Source organism: Dyadobacter fanqingshengii (assembly GCF_023822005.2).
Classification (GTDB): domain Bacteria; phylum Bacteroidota; class Bacteroidia; order Cytophagales; family Spirosomataceae; genus Dyadobacter; species Dyadobacter fanqingshengii.
The window spans coordinates 4,486,273-4,504,803 of sequence record NZ_CP098806.1 but is presented as its reverse complement, the minus strand read 5'-3'; the positions used below and the strand labels follow the sequence as shown (position 1 = coordinate 4,504,803).

At 43.3% G+C, this 18,531-nt stretch carries 13 protein-coding genes and 1 tRNA gene; 6 read left to right on the top strand and 8 right to left on the bottom strand.

Features of this window, described 5'->3' with window-relative positions; genetic code table 11:
- Positions 1-341 precede the first annotated feature (341 nt).
- Positions 342-1,352, bottom strand: coding sequence for a hypothetical protein (locus NFI81_RS18705; protein WP_234616388.1), 1,011 nt, complete (start codon positions 1,350-1,352; stop codon positions 342-344).
- A gap of 359 nt (positions 1,353-1,711) precedes the next feature.
- A complete protein-coding gene (locus NFI81_RS18700) occupies positions 1,712-2,053 on the bottom strand; it encodes an RNA polymerase sigma factor (protein ID WP_234616389.1) in 342 nt (113 codons plus the stop codon).
- A gap of 31 nt (positions 2,054-2,084) precedes the next feature.
- Between NFI81_RS18700 and NFI81_RS18695 the strand changes: the two genes are divergently transcribed.
- From NFI81_RS18695 to NFI81_RS18670, 6 genes are all read left to right on the top strand, one after another.
- Positions 2,085-2,303, top strand: a complete 219-nt coding sequence (locus NFI81_RS18695; protein ID WP_234616390.1) for a DUF6965 family protein — start codon at positions 2,085-2,087, stop codon at positions 2,301-2,303.
- A 140-nt stretch (positions 2,304-2,443) separates the two neighbouring features.
- Positions 2,444-3,442, top strand: a complete 999-nt coding sequence (locus tag NFI81_RS18690) for a transposase (protein ID WP_234616391.1) — start codon at positions 2,444-2,446, stop codon at positions 3,440-3,442.
- A gap of 2,661 nt (positions 3,443-6,103) precedes the next feature.
- Positions 6,104-6,838, top strand: coding sequence for a zinc ribbon domain-containing protein (locus NFI81_RS18685; protein WP_234616392.1), 735 nt, complete (start codon positions 6,104-6,106; stop codon positions 6,836-6,838).
- Between the two features lie 310 nt (positions 6,839-7,148).
- Positions 7,149-7,370, top strand: coding sequence for a hypothetical protein (locus NFI81_RS18680; RefSeq protein ID WP_234616393.1), 222 nt, complete (start codon positions 7,149-7,151; stop codon positions 7,368-7,370).
- 81 nt (positions 7,371-7,451) lie between these two features.
- Positions 7,452-7,715 (top strand): YegP family protein, encoded by a 264-nt coding sequence (locus NFI81_RS18675; RefSeq protein ID WP_234616394.1) that lies wholly within the window; start codon positions 7,452-7,454, stop codon positions 7,713-7,715.
- A 149-nt stretch (positions 7,716-7,864) separates the two neighbouring features.
- Positions 7,865-8,884, top strand: coding sequence for an ATP-binding protein (locus NFI81_RS18670; protein WP_234616395.1), 1,020 nt, complete (start codon positions 7,865-7,867; stop codon positions 8,882-8,884).
- Between the two features lie 34 nt (positions 8,885-8,918).
- On the opposite strand, the gene NFI81_RS18665 is transcribed toward NFI81_RS18670, so the two are convergent.
- From NFI81_RS18665 to NFI81_RS18640, 6 genes are all read right to left on the bottom strand, one after another.
- Positions 8,919-9,926: a GTP pyrophosphokinase gene (locus NFI81_RS18665; RefSeq protein ID WP_234616396.1), complete on the bottom strand. Its 1,008-nt coding sequence runs from the start codon at positions 9,924-9,926 to the stop codon at positions 8,919-8,921.
- Positions 9,919-10,950 carry a nucleoid-associated protein gene (locus NFI81_RS18660; protein ID WP_234616397.1) on the bottom strand — a complete coding sequence of 344 codons (1,032 nt, stop codon included), beginning with the start codon at positions 10,948-10,950 and terminating at the stop codon, positions 9,919-9,921. The genes NFI81_RS18665 and NFI81_RS18660 overlap by 8 nt, the downstream gene beginning before the upstream one ends.
- A gap of 350 nt (positions 10,951-11,300) precedes the next feature.
- Positions 11,301-11,371, bottom strand: a tRNA-Gln gene (locus NFI81_RS18655).
- Positions 11,372-11,437: 66 nt separating this feature from the next.
- Complete coding sequence (fabD, locus tag NFI81_RS18650) at positions 11,438-12,316, bottom strand: ACP S-malonyltransferase (protein WP_234616398.1); 879 nt, start codon at positions 12,314-12,316, stop codon at positions 11,438-11,440.
- Between the two features lie 96 nt (positions 12,317-12,412).
- A complete protein-coding gene (locus tag NFI81_RS18645; protein ID WP_252176013.1) occupies positions 12,413-15,298 on the bottom strand; it encodes a T9SS type B sorting domain-containing protein in 2,886 nt (961 codons plus the stop codon).
- Between the two features lie 215 nt (positions 15,299-15,513).
- A complete protein-coding gene (locus NFI81_RS18640; RefSeq protein WP_234610975.1) occupies positions 15,514-18,399 on the bottom strand; it encodes a T9SS type B sorting domain-containing protein in 2,886 nt (961 codons plus the stop codon).
- Positions 18,400-18,531: the final 132 nt, after the last annotated feature.

The window sequence follows — 18,531 nt, the reverse complement described above, 5'->3', positions numbered from 1 at the left end:
TTAGGACTCAAAATTATTTCATCCAAATACATGGGATTCCCAAAAATCGAGGGTCATTTTTCTGGGATGTCCTACTAGTGTACAAACGAATAGGATAGATATGAGGAGAAATCCTCTATACCATTTGACATAGGATATCTTTACGCGTCTGAGCGGAGTCTAGATAAACATCCGTGTTTAGACAATTATCATCACGCCTTAGTGATATATTCCCACTTTTGCGCTAAAATTCAATTACCTCCGCCTCCCATTATTTTTGCTAGTTTCATTAATACTCAAAGTTAAGTGAATGTAATTACAAACTCAAGCATTGTAATACAGAGTTTAGTAATCGGTAAATTTCAAACAAAGATCGAAAGTTCGAATCTGTCTTGACGATACATGTATTTATTTTTAATCACAACGTGCGGTCCCTCGTTTCTCATACTTCGCTTATACGAAGCTTTTTGATTAAGAACCTTCCCCCTTCCCGCGATGATGCGTAACTGCGTTTCGTTATGATCTTTTCGCCTATCAGGATAAGAAAATTCATATTTTAAGTCGATGCCAGACTTGTTGACTAATCGAACATTTAAGTTTTCGGTAAACATGAGGCTCTTAAAAAACAATCTGCTATCTGGATTTTGCGTGTCATTATCTGTATTACAATATATTAAGTACTCCAACCTTTGTACTACAATGCCGTCAGGTGCAATCTCCAGCCTATTTACATATTCAAAACCAGACTTATCGATATTTCTAACTCCTCCATCGTGTACGAAAATGTTGTTGTTTACATTGCTTTTGTCTTCAAACGCTAACCGTGACAAATAACCGTAGCCACCATCTAGTTCTGGCCCAGGCATAACATACGCGTTAACCGGGAACTTGAACGGCTGATCTGAGCACATATTACGTAAATTGTTTTCGTGAATGCAAAAAACTGATACCTTGTTGTGATCTGGCCAGTATTTTTCGATATGAATAGTAATAATTGCGGACTCATTATAGACCATTAAGTCCCCTAGCGCCTCACGAACGAATCTTTTAGCCTCTGCTCCGACATTTAAGGCATTTGCCAGCACATTAGATCTCGTATCGAAATTTTCCTCATGGGGCAGTCTTGTACTTAAAACTAGGCCTAAAAATCCGGTCGTTCCAAAGAAAATGAGATCTTGAAATAGTGACGATTGCCAGGATAAGACAAAGCCATCCCCCAGGCCCAATTGAAAATCCACAATTTGGATAAGATCCATTCGATAAACCTCAGATGCAAACCACCCGATTACAAAAAGAAAATAAACAACGAAAAGGGGTTTGAAGCGTCGCCAAACTTCTGCTGTTTTTCGCTTAAATACAGAAATCCGATGCATAAGATTAATAGGAAGGTGTATAATTAGCAAAAAGCAAAGTGGAATGAAAATCTAACACCAGGGAATTGCTTATCTTATACAATTGAGTAAACGGTTTTTCGAGAATGTAACTGGCTATAATTATGTGGTTTATGGTGATAAAATTTAAGCTCAACCAAACTAGTTGTCTTATGTGGAGCGTCATATCCCCGCCACCTTCGTCATCGGAAATGCATGTTAGAGTAAACGCATCCCTGACATCATTCAAGCGATGGCATATTCATTCGTGCCGTAACGACCAGCACAATGCCACGAGGGGTATTCCGCGCTTACCTCATGTGCATGTTTTCGGGCTTCTACTTGGCAATTTCCAAATGTTGTTATGTAACGGGCAATTTATCCTTAGCCCTCTCCATCGCTATCCGTCTGGCAATGTGAAGCGCCCACCTAAATATCGTCCCACTCTTGGCATCATACAAGCGTATCTTTTGCCAGAACTCAATAAATGCCTCCTGTAAAATTTCGGACGCTTTTTCTCGGTCCGGGACAATTTTACAGATGATTCCATACAATGCAGGTGAGTGAAGGTCATAGAAATACTCAAATGCAGCCCGCTGATTGGCCTTAAGGCCGAGCTCCAACTGTTGTTGGGTGAAGTGGAATTCATCGCGCATATAACTATGAGAATGGCCCAGTGTTATCACAACAACTGTGCCATGCATTGAACTCAACCAAATATTTAAATAACTGTAAATGAAGATCTTCAGTATCGAGGAATTGGAAGCATATTTCAAGGATTTCGAGACGCCAACTGGTCCCGTCAAAGCCAACAAGTTTAGTACGATTGTTGACCCAAAGGCTTTTGTTGAAGCGGATCTTTACATTTTGAATAATAATCCCTGTCATAAATCAGTCAATTCCTGCCGACTCAGATTAATCGAATTCAAGGAATGGCTCGAAGCGTGCAAGTAAAGGCCTTATGATCATGATCTGGCATATCTTTTGCAGTCGATCCGTTGATATTTGACTGCTTTAAGTGAATAAGGCATGTAGTGAAGACCGGGATAGATTTGTTTTCCTGAACTAGTCAACACCGCTAATGCAATGTCGTCATGGAGCCTAAAATTTTTGTCGGTGTAGACATTTCAAAACTTACTATGGATTTGGCGATCCTGACGTCAAACCATCCAATACGTTCATTAAAAATTGATAACACGGAGGATTCAGTTCGCACATGCCTTAAGATGCTTAAGGAGGAATATCGCTTCAAAAAGCATGAAATTGTGTTTTGTGCTGAGAACATGGGAATGTACTGTAACTTCCTCATTAGGTCGCTGAAAAACATCCCATTGTGTTTGGAATCGCCTCTGCAGATTAAGCGCTCGCTGGGCATCACCAGGGGGAAAAGCGATAAGTTGGATGCCGTAAGGATTGCTGAGTACGCCAAAAAGCACTATTCTGCATTGAAGTTTTGGGAGCCTCCTAGGGAGTGCATCCAACGGCTGCAACTGCTCGAAGCACTCAGGAAGAGATTGGTTAAAATTCGACCGATGCTGACAAACGACGGTAAAGTTCGGTCGCATTTCCTGCGAGCAGACGAAAGATATGCATTTGATAAGCTTTTTGAGAAGAGTTTGTTAGCTATAAACGAAGATCTTGACGCACTTCGCCGTGAGATGCAATTGATTATAGAGGGTGATGAAAGGCTCAGCTCACTTGTATTGATTATAACATCAGTGCCATGTATCGGTAAGGTCATCGCTACTCAGATTATTATCCATACCAACGAGTTTAAAAATATAAGTTCGGCAAAGAAGTTTGCTAGTTACTGCGGAATTGCTCCATTTGACTGGACATCAGGCACCAGTTTGAAAGGTAGATCTAAAGTTTCCCACATTGCAAACAAAGAGATTAAAGCAAGCCTGCATTTGGCAGCAATGGGATGTATCCGTCAGAAGGGGAGCGAACTCGGCAATTACTACCTACGAAAGCAAAAAGAGGGGAAAAACAACATGGCGATTATCAATGCAATGCGCAATAAATTGGTCCATCGCATTTTTGCATGCGTTAAAAATAACAGCGTTTACAAATCAATAAGGATGGGCGGCTGATGTTCGAGATTACTATTTTTGCGACAAGGCAAGACCTAAGGTACGTTGCAGTTTACTTGGGCAGCGCAACGAAGATGTAATATGCTAAGATCGACAAAAGGAAAGACCATTTAAGGTTTAAGTAGTTACGGAGTTGCCAGCCGACCATCCATGTACTGCACAATATAGGTGCATTAAAGTATCAGGGCATTACCCATGAAACTCGCATCTCGTCCGAAAAGGTTGATAGACAGCTGTAATTTTGACTTAATTACAAGCCAGGCGGTACAGAAGAGCCCGTAGCCGCCAGCACGTTATTTAATCGCCTCAGTAACTTGCCAGAAGATACTGGCGGCCCAAGTTCAAGAGTACTATGCGCCGTAGAAGGAGAAAGACCTGTCTGACTTTAGGGTTTTACTTAAACCGAGTAGCGATGTTATAATGTACTAAGGAGGAAAAGAGGGAAACGACCCATTCCAGTTAAAAGTAGTTACGGAGCTGCAGGCCGCCTTTTTTTTCGCTACAATTTCCTATTCTTGAAACGGGCATCTTATCTGTTAGAATGTCGCTCGCTTTCCGGATTGTTGAAAGATTATGGCGGCCTATGTTTAGGGTTGCTATGCGCCGTTCAAGGTTGATGACCTATCAGGTTTTTAAGCTTACTTGAACATTGCAATGAAGAGGTAATGTATCATCGAGAAAAAAAGGAAAGACCTATTTTCTTTTCCGATAATTATGGAGTTGCGGGGCCGCCTTTATTTTTCAATTCAAAATTCCGCTCACCTTGTATCCTTACCGGGCTGGTCACTTCCTCATTGAACACAAGATGGCCCTAGAATAGCTATTTCGTAAGCACTTTCATGTTTCGCAGAAATGAAAACTTTCGTTATAATAAACTATTGGTTGGCCCATGTTGAAGATTACTACAGATAATAGTAGGCATATGGCCTAAGACTGCTCCTAGTATACTTCAACAGTGCAACGATGATGCAATGTACTTTGTAATGGATAAGGAAATACCTAATAGGATCTATTAGTAGTTGCGGAGTTGCGGGCGGATCATATTTGATTGCGGCTGAAAGTGAGCGATAGTGGCCGAGTTGTAAAGTGATTGATCGAGCCGATCGCGTGTATTATCAACTACTGAATCTAACGTCAACCGTTTAATAAATTGTTTTTGTGCTGTTCCTTATGTTTTGTAGTATTACTTTTATTCAACTTTTTTGAAAAATACTTATATTCAGTATTTCTGATTGGTCTTTTAATGTTAGCCCTTCAACATAATGCCCCCAGATTCAGGTAAGAAGAAGATACCGGTCTTTGCGATTGGAATGTCAGTAGCAGAACCCTTATTCTTCATAACGTATATGCTCATTTCGGCTCCCAAAGGAGACTCAGCTATTCACTCGGACTAGGAAATGACTCCTACGAAAAAGTCGGATTGACTCCGCCTTGCAGCAAAGAAAAGATTGCCAAAAGGCTAATCCAATTTGAAGTCGAGGAAAAGCGCATTGAAGAGGAGAACAAAGGATTTTATAAAACTGTTGTCGGCAAGATTTGGAAGAAGCATCCTGAATGGTCAAAATAGGATTACGAGAAACTAGCTAGCGGTGATGTATGGACGGGATGTCGTTTGACATGTTGAAATATCTAAGAGGTAAACCAGGGCAAGCGAATCTCTTTAACTGCGGACAAGGCGTTCATTGGCAATGGCGCTGGAGTGGATGTACGCCGTTCTGCTTACGACAATAATAATGACGGATTAATTGACGCTTACAACTAACCTCAAACGAAGCTTATGATTAAATATCTACTATTTATTCTCATCTTATTTTTGTCAAGCTGCTCCGTTACTCAATATAATCTGATCGTAGTTGAAAAGATGCCACTATACGGCGACGGCGGCGTCATGACAAAAAGTATCGGGACAATTCCACCCGGCGACACACTAATCGTCTATACAGAGAAATCTGAGGAACTAGACAACGCCATGCAAGTTGTGCACCACTCCCAAAAGGTTTGGGCGACTGGGGTATCGTACAAAACCAAGGTATTGTCAAGGAAACGAATCACTAAAAAAAATTACCTGGCCTCCAACTTCGGACCTGAATATGCCACTAAAAATTCAGTTGGTGACGATCTTTATCCAGCCTCCACATACTCAACATCAAAGTCGTCAACTTCATATGGCAACACGCCGTCTACCGGAGCAACAATTCATACCGGGCCTAGAGGAGGGCGCTATTATATTAATTCTAACGGTAACAAAACTTATCTTAAAAGTGGAACATCTCGTCCTTCAAGTGGATCGACATATCGTAAATCTTCTTCGAGTTCTTCGTACAGAAGAAAGTAACTGCTTATTTAACAAGAGATAGATAGCACCCAACTATGAAATTTGGATTCAGAAAGCCTTCTTTAAGCAAACGGATTGGGGCAAGGATCTCAGTCAAGCGAATGGTTCGCCATAGCTTAGGGTTAAAGGCTCCCAAAGGTATTGGATGGCTGACCAATCCTAAGAAAGCTGCCTACAATAAGGTATACAACAAAACTACAGTTGGCTGCATGGCTATTTTGGTCCCGTTAGTTGGGGCCATGGCTGCCGTAGTTATTGCAAAATCTATTCTTAGATTTCCGATAACCAGAATTTAAATAACACTATTCACAATTCATACTATAGAAATGAGATACTTTTTACTCTGTTGTTTATTATTTCTTGCCACTAATTTATCAGCACAAGTACTTCTTGGTCCTTGGGCAGATCCGGGTTTTCGGCCTTCATCAAAGCAGACTGGATATTTCGAGTTGAGGAAAGGCGCAAAGGTTTTTGATCAATTAGGGAAAGAAGTTTTAATTGGACAAGACGAAGTCATTAGTGTCACTTCTTTTTACACTGGGTCATACAACGGTTATAGTGGCGACTGGGGTATGGCACTTGTAGATAATTTAGAAGGTCCTAAATCGGGCGTATATGAATTGTATATACCTGAAAATGAATTAGGCAAAAGGTTAAATCGATCAGACTTCTCTCGAGAAACGTTCAATGACAATGCCAAAGATAACTTAGTTTCTGGCTATGAAGGAGTGCTGTATCGAAAACCAATCGAGGCCGCGGAATTTAGGAAGAATGTAATGCTGAGTCTGTTAGGACTAGCAATAGCAGTATTTGCAATTTATTTTCTACTTGGGGGAAAGAGATCGTGTCCTAAATGTAACCAGAGGTGGAGTAGAGTTAAGCTTAAATCAGTTTATGCAGGTACTAATACCTATCAGGGCACAAGGACGGTAAGGAAGGATGTTCAGGGGGGCTCGGGAGGATATGTTGAAGTCGATGAGCCATATACTTATTCGAAAAAGGTTTACCACCGCTTTTATAAATGTAAAAAATGTGAACATGGTTGGGATGTTATCAGCTAATTAACCTCCAAGCGGCTCGGACTTCAAGATTTGAACCAAATACATCCCTTTTTCAAAATATGAAAAAACACATTTACGCTACCCTGGTTGCACTTTTCCTTTTTGCCCTTATTCCTGCTCTTCCGACTCATCGAACTCGTCAGGAGTAGTCCCTGTCGTACTCATAGCGGAAACCAGTTGCATACGAGCTCCAAAGGTGGGTGCTATTATATTAATTCAAATGGCAACAAAACGTACGTTGACAGGAGTGAGTGTAAAAGTTAAAGCGGACTTCGGGCTGAAAGATTGAACCAAGCTAACAAATTACAAAATGGACAAAACAATCGAAGGTTTGAAATTATTCGAAAACGTGAATGACATCAATGTGATGAATCTACCGTTGCCGGATCAAGTACGAATTACGCCGTTATTGATTCATTTAGAACGAATAGGGTTTGTTAAAAACCACTATTCAAATGAAGATATTCGGCCTATAGAAACAGGATTAACATATCCTGGAATCCAGGCGCGGAATAAACAGTTCAGTGTTTGAAATATCGTCCATGGGCAAATTCATAATCGAAAAGCGCAGCACGGTGACTACCAGTTCAATCTGTTAGCTGGTGATGGTGAAGTGATTTTAATAAGTGAGGGGTATGAGCAAAAGAACTCTTGCATAATAGGAATTACTTCCGTGGGTGCGAACTCTCACCTGTTAAGCCGATATGAAGGGAAGCGGGCGATTAACGGCCAGCATTACTTTGTACTGAAAGCCTTCAAAGGCCGGGTTATCGGAACCAGCGAGATGTACGCCAGTGCGTCGAGTGTTAATAGACGGATAGAAGCAGTGATCGAATATGGGCGGTCTAAGAGGATTGGACCAACTAAAACGGGTTAAATATTGTGGGCGGTCATTGGTAACCATATCCCGACTAAACAAGTTATAATGTTCACTCAAATTGATCAATTGCGTGAAAAAGAACAGCTGTTCAATAGGTACTGGCAGAAAAAAATGCTAACTCAATATTTTAACAATCATAAGCAATCATGAGCTATTCATCTGCATTTTTCGGAAAAGAACCCAATAAACTTGTGTACGATGACATAGCAAATTATTTTCAAACGCCACAGCCTGAATCTGACAAAATTGAATTCAAGGCTTATGTGTCATTAGGTAAAAACAGTCCTACTGAACGTGAAGATGGTATTATAAGAACCCTCTGCGCAATGCTAAATTCATCTGGGGGAATCATTATATGGGGGGCTCCAAGTCAATCGGAATCAGGAGCTGGTGATAAATTTTTTGGAGATTTGACACCGCTTCCAGAATCGATTGGAAAGGATCGATTTCAAAATAGGATAAGCGATTTAATAACGCCAACGCCCCATCGAATTCAAATGATTGAATTGCAAGGGCCGACTGGATATGTTTATCTTTTCGATGTCGAGCAAAGCCCTTATTCTCCTCATCAATATAGGAATACATATTTTATGCGTATTGACGGGCAGACGAGAGCTGCACCACATCATTATATTGAGGCACTGTTCCGTCGGGTGACTTATCCAAACTTGGAGGGGTATTTAAAGTTTGATACTCGACAGCCTTACGGGGATTCAGACCCAATGTTAGAAATTACTATTATGATTTTTAACTTATCAAAGCTGCAAAACGAATATGATTTGGGATTTAGGCTTATCGCTGATCCTGGAATGTTCCCCGACAGAGAAGTATCATCAGCAACAGAGCTGATACTCAATGGTGGAGGACTTCGTTGCTCCTTAGCAAGGGAGATTCTATATTACAATGAACCTTTTGTTCGGACAGTCTTTCTACACTTACCATACTCTCAGATGAGGGGGTCGGGAAACGCAATTAGATTCCAGTTATACTTTGCAGGTAAGCAAAGCCCATTGAAAGTGTCATCTTATCGCCTTTCCACTGATATTATTAATAATAATATTTATATCCGAAATGAGCACCGTGAAGAGAATCTACTTATCTCTGAGCAGGGGGATCAGAACTTGTCAGAGATCCAAAGAGTGAACGTTCTATTAGGACGACAATGAAATTTGACTCGCATGCGCAGGCATACACAAATTTTTAATTGGTAAATCTCATTGAGTTAGTTGATATACCAAAAGAACGGTAAACACCATTCAAGGCATCATTTGAAAGTGGCCAATGATCTCTCAGTGACCCTTCCAAGTTGTATAGGAAGTATGCTATCAAAATTATCACAGGCTGTTGAAAAAGAATTCCATTTTTCGGTAGAATGGTTTCAGTGATCTCCTCACCCTTCTTTTTCAGAAAATCGTGAAGATCGTCAATGCTCACATCCTCGGCATTCAATAGCGATAATACGTTATCAGCAATTTCAACATCAGTGCTTTCTGGATCAAAGCCATTTCTCAATCCTGCATACATCTTTGTAAGCTCGGCTAGAAATAGAGTATGCTTCCTTTGAGTGTCCAGCATTAGATCAAATATTTTACAAAAATAGTCATCCGTTGCCTCCATAAAGGCCATTGAGGTAGACAATAGCCTTAGAATTTTCTTATCATTCTTAAATGGGCCTTTATAAGTAGTGTCGTGACTAACTTCTGAAAAAGCATGTTGAAGATACGACCTTATTTGGATTTCACATGTTACTTTCTGAAGGTGTATTTGATCAATTGGATAGCTTGTCAATGGAGAAACGACGATGTGTACAGATTGGTATGCAAATTCAGCTGGTTTGTTGAGGATCTCCTCGTTATAGTCGCGAGAAACTTTATAGTTCCAGTTATTATCATTTTCTACAAGCCGCTTGAATTCATGAACATCTTTGCTTGTCATTAAAACAACCCTTGTAGCAATTTTATCTTCAATATCTACTATCGGGTTTTCATACGTTTTGTCACGGTAAATCGCTTTTCGTATATAAGAATAATTAGTTTTTATTCTGCTTTTCGGTGGAAGCTTGATTCTGGTACTATCATCTAATAATTGCGTGAGCTCATGCAGACGCTTATCCACGAAATCGCCCCACTCAGTCAAAATCTGGCGAACCTCCTCAAACTCGGCAAGGTTTTTCTGTTCCTGATCTGAAAGTGATAGCAGACTATTCATTTTCGAATGGATGTCCATGAATAACAACAATAGTGTACTCTTGGCTTTTGGCGATCAAATTATTTAACTCTTCTTGACTGTCGATGATTTTCACTTTGTCATCGAAGTGCGCATCTGGGCCAGCAATTTTTATTTTAGATGGGAAGTCGATTTTTTTTGTCTTAAGCCTGCTATCAATTAGAGTTGTATTTTTCACAAAGATACTTGGCAGTGAAGATATTGCTTCTAAATACCGACCGAGGACTTTCTCTTCTTTAAAATATGTTCTACCAAAAGCAGAGGGGTCAACAGATTGATTCTTATTAGCTGTGAATTGTTGTTTAAGCGCATCTAAGACCGGTCCCTTACCATCTGATGAAATATCCGGGGCATTGGTTATAAAGTCTTCTGTTATACGGTAAAACCTTAAAGATTGAAGCTCGCTGTTGGCCTGAATTGAGAAACCAAGGAAGTCGTTGTAGAAATATGCGGCTGGAAGGCCATCGCTGTTAAATTGGTCATCAAATAAAAAGCAGTCAAATCGCTGATTCATATGAGTTGCTTCTGGCGTTCTTTCCTCAATAATACCAATCTTAAACAGCTTCTGAGATGGGCTTAAAAAAATTTCATTTAATATTTCAATTTGATTTACCCTTGAGACTAGCGCCTGATGAGGTTCAGCCTTGATTACTAAATAAAGAAACAGCCCGGAATTGTCGTTTACCGCTTCAATGATTAAAAGAAATCCACCAGGATATTGAGTGCTTGTCTGAGCATCTGCTAGCAGCTGAGCAATTTTTACAGACTGTACAATAAATTCGGGATCATCTAACTTTTTTAGTTCTTGACAAAGGTCGACAAAGGATCCGGCGCCTTCTTGCTGTATTTGAAGCTTGAACGCTTTGCCACGTCTCCCCGATGATTCGATTAGTCGATCCTTAATAATCTGTTCAACATTGGAGTCGATGTTGCTAAGGACTTGTCTGGCGACTACCGACGCACTTGCATCTCTTATATTCTTTGGTTTGGGCAGAACCGTATGCATTATAAGTCGACGAATGCTGATATTATTAAAATTAACCATTAGGCAGGATACGTTTATGGCAAAAAGCGTTGTAGCACAGTATACTACTTAAAAGTTAAAATAGTTATACAAATCGTTACTTAACGGTAGTGAGATGACAGTGTGAACGTTTTAACTACGGAACTAAACCGAGGAATGGCGCCCGCTGACGAAAGTAAACCTGCTTTTCATCAACTTACTTTCTGAGATAATATTGACAAATGAGAGGAATATAAAGTAACCTTAATATAGCAAGTTCGTCCCCTATCTCGACCCCTAAAAATAAAAACCGCTGTAAGGGGTTAACTTACAGCGGTTTAACTCTAAAACTGTTGGCCGACAAGGACTCGAACCCTGAATAAGACAACCAAAATGTCCTGTGTTACCATTACACCATCGGCCAAAACCGTAAACAGTGGTGCAAAAGTAATGCGGCTAATTCAGGATGTCAAGTTTTTATAGAAAAAAATTAAATGCTTTTTATTTCAACGTTGGAAGCGATTTTCTTCACTAACCCTTGGAGCACTTTTCCGGGACCGCACTCAATAAAGGTTTCTGCGCCGTCATTGACCATCTGCTCAATGGATTGCGTCCACCTTACGGGTGCTGTCAATTGCGAAATCAGGTTTTCTTTGATCACATTTACTTCGGTTGCTGGTTTGGCATTTACATTTTGATAAACAGCGCAAATCGGTGGCTGAAATTCTGCCGCGTGGATTGCCGCTGCCAGTTCTTCCTTAGCCGGTTCCATCAAAGGCGAGTGAAATGCGCCGCCGACGGGCAAAATCAACGCTCTTTTTGCTCCGGCAGCTTTCAAAAGCTCACAAGCTTTTTCAACGCCTTCAATTGTGCCTGATATTACGACTTGGCCGGGACAGTTATAATTCGCAGGAACCACGATTTCGTCTGTAATGCCCGCGCAAACTTCTTCAATGATGTTATCAGCCAGTCCCAGGATTGCGGCCATCGTCGAAGGGCGGATCTCACAGGCTTTCTGCATAGCATCCGCGCGTTTTGCTACAAGTTTCAATCCGTCTTCGAATGATAGGGTGCCCGCAGCCACCAGTGCAGAAAATTCGCCCAGGGAATGGCCCGCGACCATATTCGGGTCAAAATCGGCGCTGATTTTTGCGAGTATGACTGAGTGTATGAAAATAGCGGGCTGAGTTACATTCGTCTGTTTCAGTTCCTCGTCAGTGCCTTCGAACATTATTTTGGTTATATCAAAACCAAGGATGCTGTTGGCCTGATCAAAAAGCGTTTTTGCAGAATCTGAGGACTGATAAAGATCAAGTCCCATTCCTTTGAACTGAGAACCTTGTCCGGGAAAGATGTATGCACTTTTCATAATGATCGTTTTCGTTTGGGGATTTGAATAAAAAAGCCCGGTCATTCCGACCGGGCTACAAAGGAAATACTTCGATGTCAAAGAAAAAAGGCGTGCTTATCTGATGATCTGCACCCAGCCTTTCATTGTGGTAGGGGTGCTTTCTCTTTTGGAAGATTCAAAGAAGATTGTTACTTCATAATAATATTGTCCTGCTGCCAGGTCCTTTCCGGCATTGGTTTTACCGTTCCAGTTGATGTTAACATCATTGGTTTTGAACACCTGGGCGCCCCATCTGTTGAATGCTTTGAATTCGAGCGACTGCACAAAAGCAGGGCATTCGTAAGGCTGGAACACGTCGTTTTTACCATCTGCATTTGGGGTAAATACATTGGGCAAAACATACATGGGGCAATTGTCCTTGCATACAATGTTGCTTGGCGCGCTCTCAGCCCCGAACCGGTTCACTGCCGTCACATAGTAACAACCTGCAAAAGTAGTAAGCCCTTCGTGGTTGAATGTGGTGGCCAAAGGCGATGGCGGCGTGGTGATGGTAGCGATCAAAGCGGGCGTATCGCCTTCGTAACGGGCATAGTAAATGCGGTAAGCTGAAACATTGGGGTCGCATTCTTTTCCATCAACAGATTGCGGGTAAGTCCATGAAAGATGATTGGTCAAACCGGTTGGTCCGCAGAAAGCTTCGGGATGAGCACGCAACGAATCACAATTGAGCTGATCAATGGCCAGCACAGGCGGGCAAGGCTTGGTTGTGTCAGAGGACGAAACACATAAGATCTGTGAGAAGTTGTAAAGTATGGATGGCTTGATCTGGCTGTTGTTGTAGGAGCCCACCGTTTCTACTTTGTAACAATAAGTTGAATCGCTGACAATGGTCGTGTTCACTGTTCCGTCAGCTGCATATTTATCAGATCCATCATCGAGATAGAAAAAGGATTGCGTGCCTTGCACGGGCACATCTGCAATGCGGTTGAATGTTCCGGGCCTTGTTTTGTCTTCACGGTAAACCCTGTGGGTGCGGTTGCCGTTGTCCCAGGGCACCAGCGCCGACCAGTTTAGGCGGATGCGGTTGGGTTCTGCGGCACCTTGTTCCAACCTTACCGAGCTGGCTGTTTTAATGTCGTCCATTTTAACGAGCTGCCCGCCCTGCGTTGCGTAATATTCGAGCTTGTAATTATATGGGTTAACCAGTGTGTTGAGGCCGCGGTCTATAAAAATAGTGTCAGCGGCGCCTGGGGTAAGGTTTGTATTAATGGTAGCGATCTGTGTGAAAGCCGTTCCATTCTGTCCCACTGCCCTGAAGAGGCGATATTGTGCAGGAAGTCCGGATGAAGCAGCAGGTTTTGTCCATTTCACAGTAATAACCCCTCTTGTTTCGCTGGTTGAATCAACAGTAACATTGGTAATAACCGGCGCTAACATAGGCAGGTTCAGGCAGAACTCGTCAGAAGCGATACTTTCGCCACCACCGATCAGGCTTCCCGGCTCATTCACATTTGTGCCGGGACGAGGGAATTCAACAACAATGCGATAACTGTACGAAATGCCTGCACGGAGTCCGTCGCCGTTGTTATTGTCTAAATATGTAGTTTGATCAATAGCAACTCTTCCAATTTCTTCATAACCAGAACCGGCCGGAATGCCCGTCAAGCAAACATCCTCAGGAATGTCAGCACAGCCTTCTCTCCTGTAAATGACCATCCTTGCGCCAGGAACCGGACATTTATAGGCAGTCCAGTTGAGGCGGTAAGCCGTCCCCGCCGGGTCCGTAGCCGCCACGGCCCTTAATCCAAGCGGTTTGGGGCCGTAAACCTTGATGCTAAGCGTGGTCATATCCACGAGCTTGCGGAAAAGATTGGGATTGGTGTTCGTGCCGGGGGCATCTTCAACTTTGAATAACACATCATAAGGCTCCAGACGAACGTGGTTACAAGACGTTTGCCATGTGAATTGGCCAGTGATCGTGCCAATTCCGGTTTGCTGCGGAATGGTGAACCGGCCCAATTCGGGACTGACCAGTGTTCGCTCGTACACACCGCCCGTAGAAGTCAGGTTAAGCTTATCTCCGTTTTTGTCCGTGGCCTTAATTTGCTGATTAATGAGTGTTCCGGCTTCTACGCAAATATCCGGGAGCGGTTCAATGAGCGGCCTGGCATTGTTGGCGTCTTCAACAATAATCTGCATATCCCGCACAATTTCGCCGATAAGCACGCCATCCCGCCATTCTTCAACCACGAAAGCAACATTATAATATCCTTTGGTTGTAGGCGAATCCCAGGTTAAATCACCCGTGAGGCGGTTCATGCCAAAAGTGGCTGGCGATGCACCGGTTTCAGTCTTTCCCGGAGCATTGATTTGGTTGGGGTTAACATATTGTAAATTAACACCTGCACCATTTGAAGTTCCCCGTTGCGGCGTATACAAGCGATATGCAAGACTGTCGCCATCTGCATCAAATGCATTTGGGTTGTGAATGTAGCGTTGCCCAATGGCTGCAAGGTCGATAGGGGCGTTCAGGAGCACGGGAGTCTGGTTCAAGCCGAAACTGGCGTTGATTTCCAGAATGGTGCTTACATAAAAGTTAAGATTTTGTGTCGGAGGCGGCCCAATGTTCAGGATCCCGTTGTTCCTATTATCTTCTTCAAATGATATCCTGAACTTACCGGCAGAAGGGAAAGTGTACCTGACAATGTAGACGTTCTGTGTTGTGTTGTTGCCAATGTTGATAATCGGTAAAATCCTGGGGGCTTCAATAGGGCCGTTACTGCCCACATAAAACTGCACGAAATTCTGTGCGTTCGCAGCGCCTTCCCCATTTTGCATGTCGAAATATGCAGTCAGCCTGATTTCGTAAGTGAGGGAGGTTGCGGAAACCCGTTTTGCCGTAATCTCACCCGCACGAATGTGCGTTGCCATAGCATCAAAGCCAGTGCCCAGCAATGTCAGAAGAAAGGAAAATAATAATAACGGTAAAGCAGATCGCATAAATATATAAGAGTCGAGCTTTTTTAGATAGAGGTCAGGGCAGAAAATGCATCTGCCAAACTATTAATTCAACGAAAATTTAAATAAAACTGTGTACCCGTGAAGGTAATATAATAGGTGCTATCGTAAACTTACAAAACAAGTTTATAATTCATATATGTATTGCCATAAACAAGTGCTATGGCAATACGCTGCAAGGTTATACGGGATTTGGCTTATCTGATGATCTGCACCCAGCCTTTCATTGTGGTAGGGGTGCTTTCTCTTTTGGAAGATTCAAAGAAGATGGTTACTTCATAATAATATTGTCCTGCTGCCAGGTCCTTTCCGGCATTGGTTTTACCGTTCCAGTTGATGTTAACATCATTGGTTTTGAACACCTGGGCGCCCCATCTGTTGAATGCTTTGAATTCGAGCGACTGCACAAAAGCAGGGCATTCGTAAGGCTGGAACACGTCGTTTTTACCATCTGCATTTGGGGTAAATACATTGGGCAAAACATACATGGGGCAATTGTCCTTGCATACAATGTTGCTTGGCGCGCTCTCAGCCCCGAACCGGTTCACTGCCGTCACATAGTAACAACCTGCAAAAGTAGTAAGCCCTTCGTGGTTGAATGTGGTGGCCAAAGGCGATGGCGGCGTGGTGATGGTAGCGATCAAAGCGGGCGTATCGCCTTCGTAACGGGCATAGTAAATGCGGTAAGCTGAAACATTGGGGTCGCATTCTTTTCCATCAACAGATTGCGGGTAAGTCCATGAAAGATGATTGGTCAAACCGGTTGGTCCGCAGAAAGCTTCGGGATGAGCACGCAACGAATCACAATTGAGCTGATCAATGGCCAGCACAGGCGGGCAAGGCTTGGTTGTGTCAGAGGACGAAACACATAAGATCTGTGAGAAGTTGTAAAGTATGGATGGCTTGATCTGGCTGTTGTTGTAGGAGCCCACCGTTTCTACTTTGTAACAATAAGTTGAATCGCTGACAATGGTCGTGTTCACTGTTCCGTCAGCTGCATATTTATCAGATCCATCATCGAGATAGAAAAAGGATTGCGTGCCTTGCACGGGCACATCTGCAATGCGGTTGAATGTTCCGGGCCTTGTTTTGTCTTCACGGTAAACCCTGTGGGTGCGGTTGCCGTTGTCCCAGGGCACCAGCGCCGACCAGTTTAGGCGGATGCGGTTGGGTTCTGCGGCACCTTGTTCCAACCTTACCGAGCTGGCTGTTTTAATGTCGTCCATTTTAACGAGCTGCCCGCCCTGCGTTGCGTAATATTCGAGCTTGTAATTATATGGGTTAACCAGTGTGTTGAGGCCGCGGTCTATAAAAATAGTGTCAGCGGCGCCTGGGGTAAGGTTTGTATTAATGGTAGCGATCTGTGTGAAAGCCGTTCCATTCTGTCCCACTGCCCTGAAGAGGCGATATTGTGCAGGAAGTCCGGATGAAGCAGCAGGTTTTGTCCATTTCACAGTAATAACCCCTCTTGTTTCGCTGGTTGAATCAACAGTAACATTGGTAATAACCGGCGCTAACATAGGCAGGTTCAGGCAGAACTCGTCAGAAGCGATACTTTCGCCACCACCGATCAGGCTTCCCGGCTCATTCACATTTGTGCCGGGACGAGGGAATTCAACAACAATGCGATAACTGTACGAAATGCCTGCACGGAGTCCGTCGCCGTTGTTATTGTCTAAATATGTAGTTTGATCAATAGCAACTCTTCCAATTTCTTCATAACCAGAACCAGCCGGAATGCCCGTCAAGCAAACATCCTCAGGAATGTCAGCACAGCCTTCTCTCCGGTAAATGACCATTCTTGCGCCAGGAACCGGACATTTATAGGCAGTCCAGTTGAGCCGGTAAGCCGTCCCCGCCGGGTCCGTAGCCGCCACGGCCCTTAATCCAAGCGGTTTAGGGCCGTAAACCTTAATGCTAAGCGTGGTCATGTCCGTCAGCTTTCTGAAAAGGTTTGGATTGGTGCCGGGCGAAGGCGCGTCTTCGATTTTGAAAAGCACATCATAGGGTTCCAGACGGATATGGTCACAGCCGGTTTGCCATACAAACTGTCCGGTAACCTGGCCCGTTGCCTGTGAAGGAACAGTGAAAGTAGCCAATGCGGGTTTAATGAGCGAACTTTGATAAACACCCCCTGTACTCGTAAGAACCAGCGGATTTCCATCTTTGTCAACGGCTTTAATCTGCTGATTTATGCGCGTCCCTGCTTCTACGCAAAGGGGGTCCAGGGGATCAATCGTCGGCCTTGCGTTGCGGGCATCTTCCACCAGGATCTGCATATCACGCACAATCTGACCGATCCGCACACCATCGCGCCATTCTTCCACCACGAATGCAACATTATACTGGCCTTTGGTTACAGGCGCATCCCAGATCAAATCTCCCGTAATCGCATTAATGCTAAATGTAGCAGGCGTTGCGCCGGCTTCGGTGCTGCCCGGAGGAGTCACCATATTAGGATCTTTGTAGGGGATATTCAGACCATTTCCTCTGCCGTCACCACTTTGAGGCGTAAAAAGCTTGAAAGACAAGCTGTCCCCATCCGCATCGAATGCATTGGGATTATGAATATATCGCTGTCCAACGGCTGCCAGGTCGATGGGTGCGTTTAACAGGACCGGCGTCTGGTTTGTTCCAATGGCCGTGTTGATTTCCAGTGTCGTATGTACAAAGAAATTGATCCCGTCCGTTTGTATGCCATCCCGTAAATTGAGTGTCTTGGCATTCCGGTTATCCATTTCTACGGAGATCTCGTAACTTCCGGCGGCCGGAAAAGTGAATATCGTAACGTACTCGTTGAACGTCGTGTTATTCCCAATGTTCCGTATGGTCGCCCGCACCCGTTCCACTTTTCTGGGGCCTTCACTGCCAAAATAAAAATTAATGTCGTTGGCTGCTTCTGCGGCTTGTATGCCAGCCGGCGAAACGTCGAAATAGGCTGATAAACGGATCTCGTAAGTAAGGGATGAAATCCTTCTGGCCGTAATCTCTCCCGCACGAAAGTGCGTTGCATGCGCATTGAAAGCAGAAAATAGCAAGAATAAAAGTGCAATGATCGGGAGAAGTCGTAAAGAAGGACGCATACAAGTATTTTAATTGATCGCCGTTATAAAATGTGAACGAAAAATTCTACCAAAAATGTGTACGTTTTTGACAGACAGCGGTCAGTTTGGGGTAAAATTTTATAATGTTGCCAGGCTCTGCAGCATCTGGCA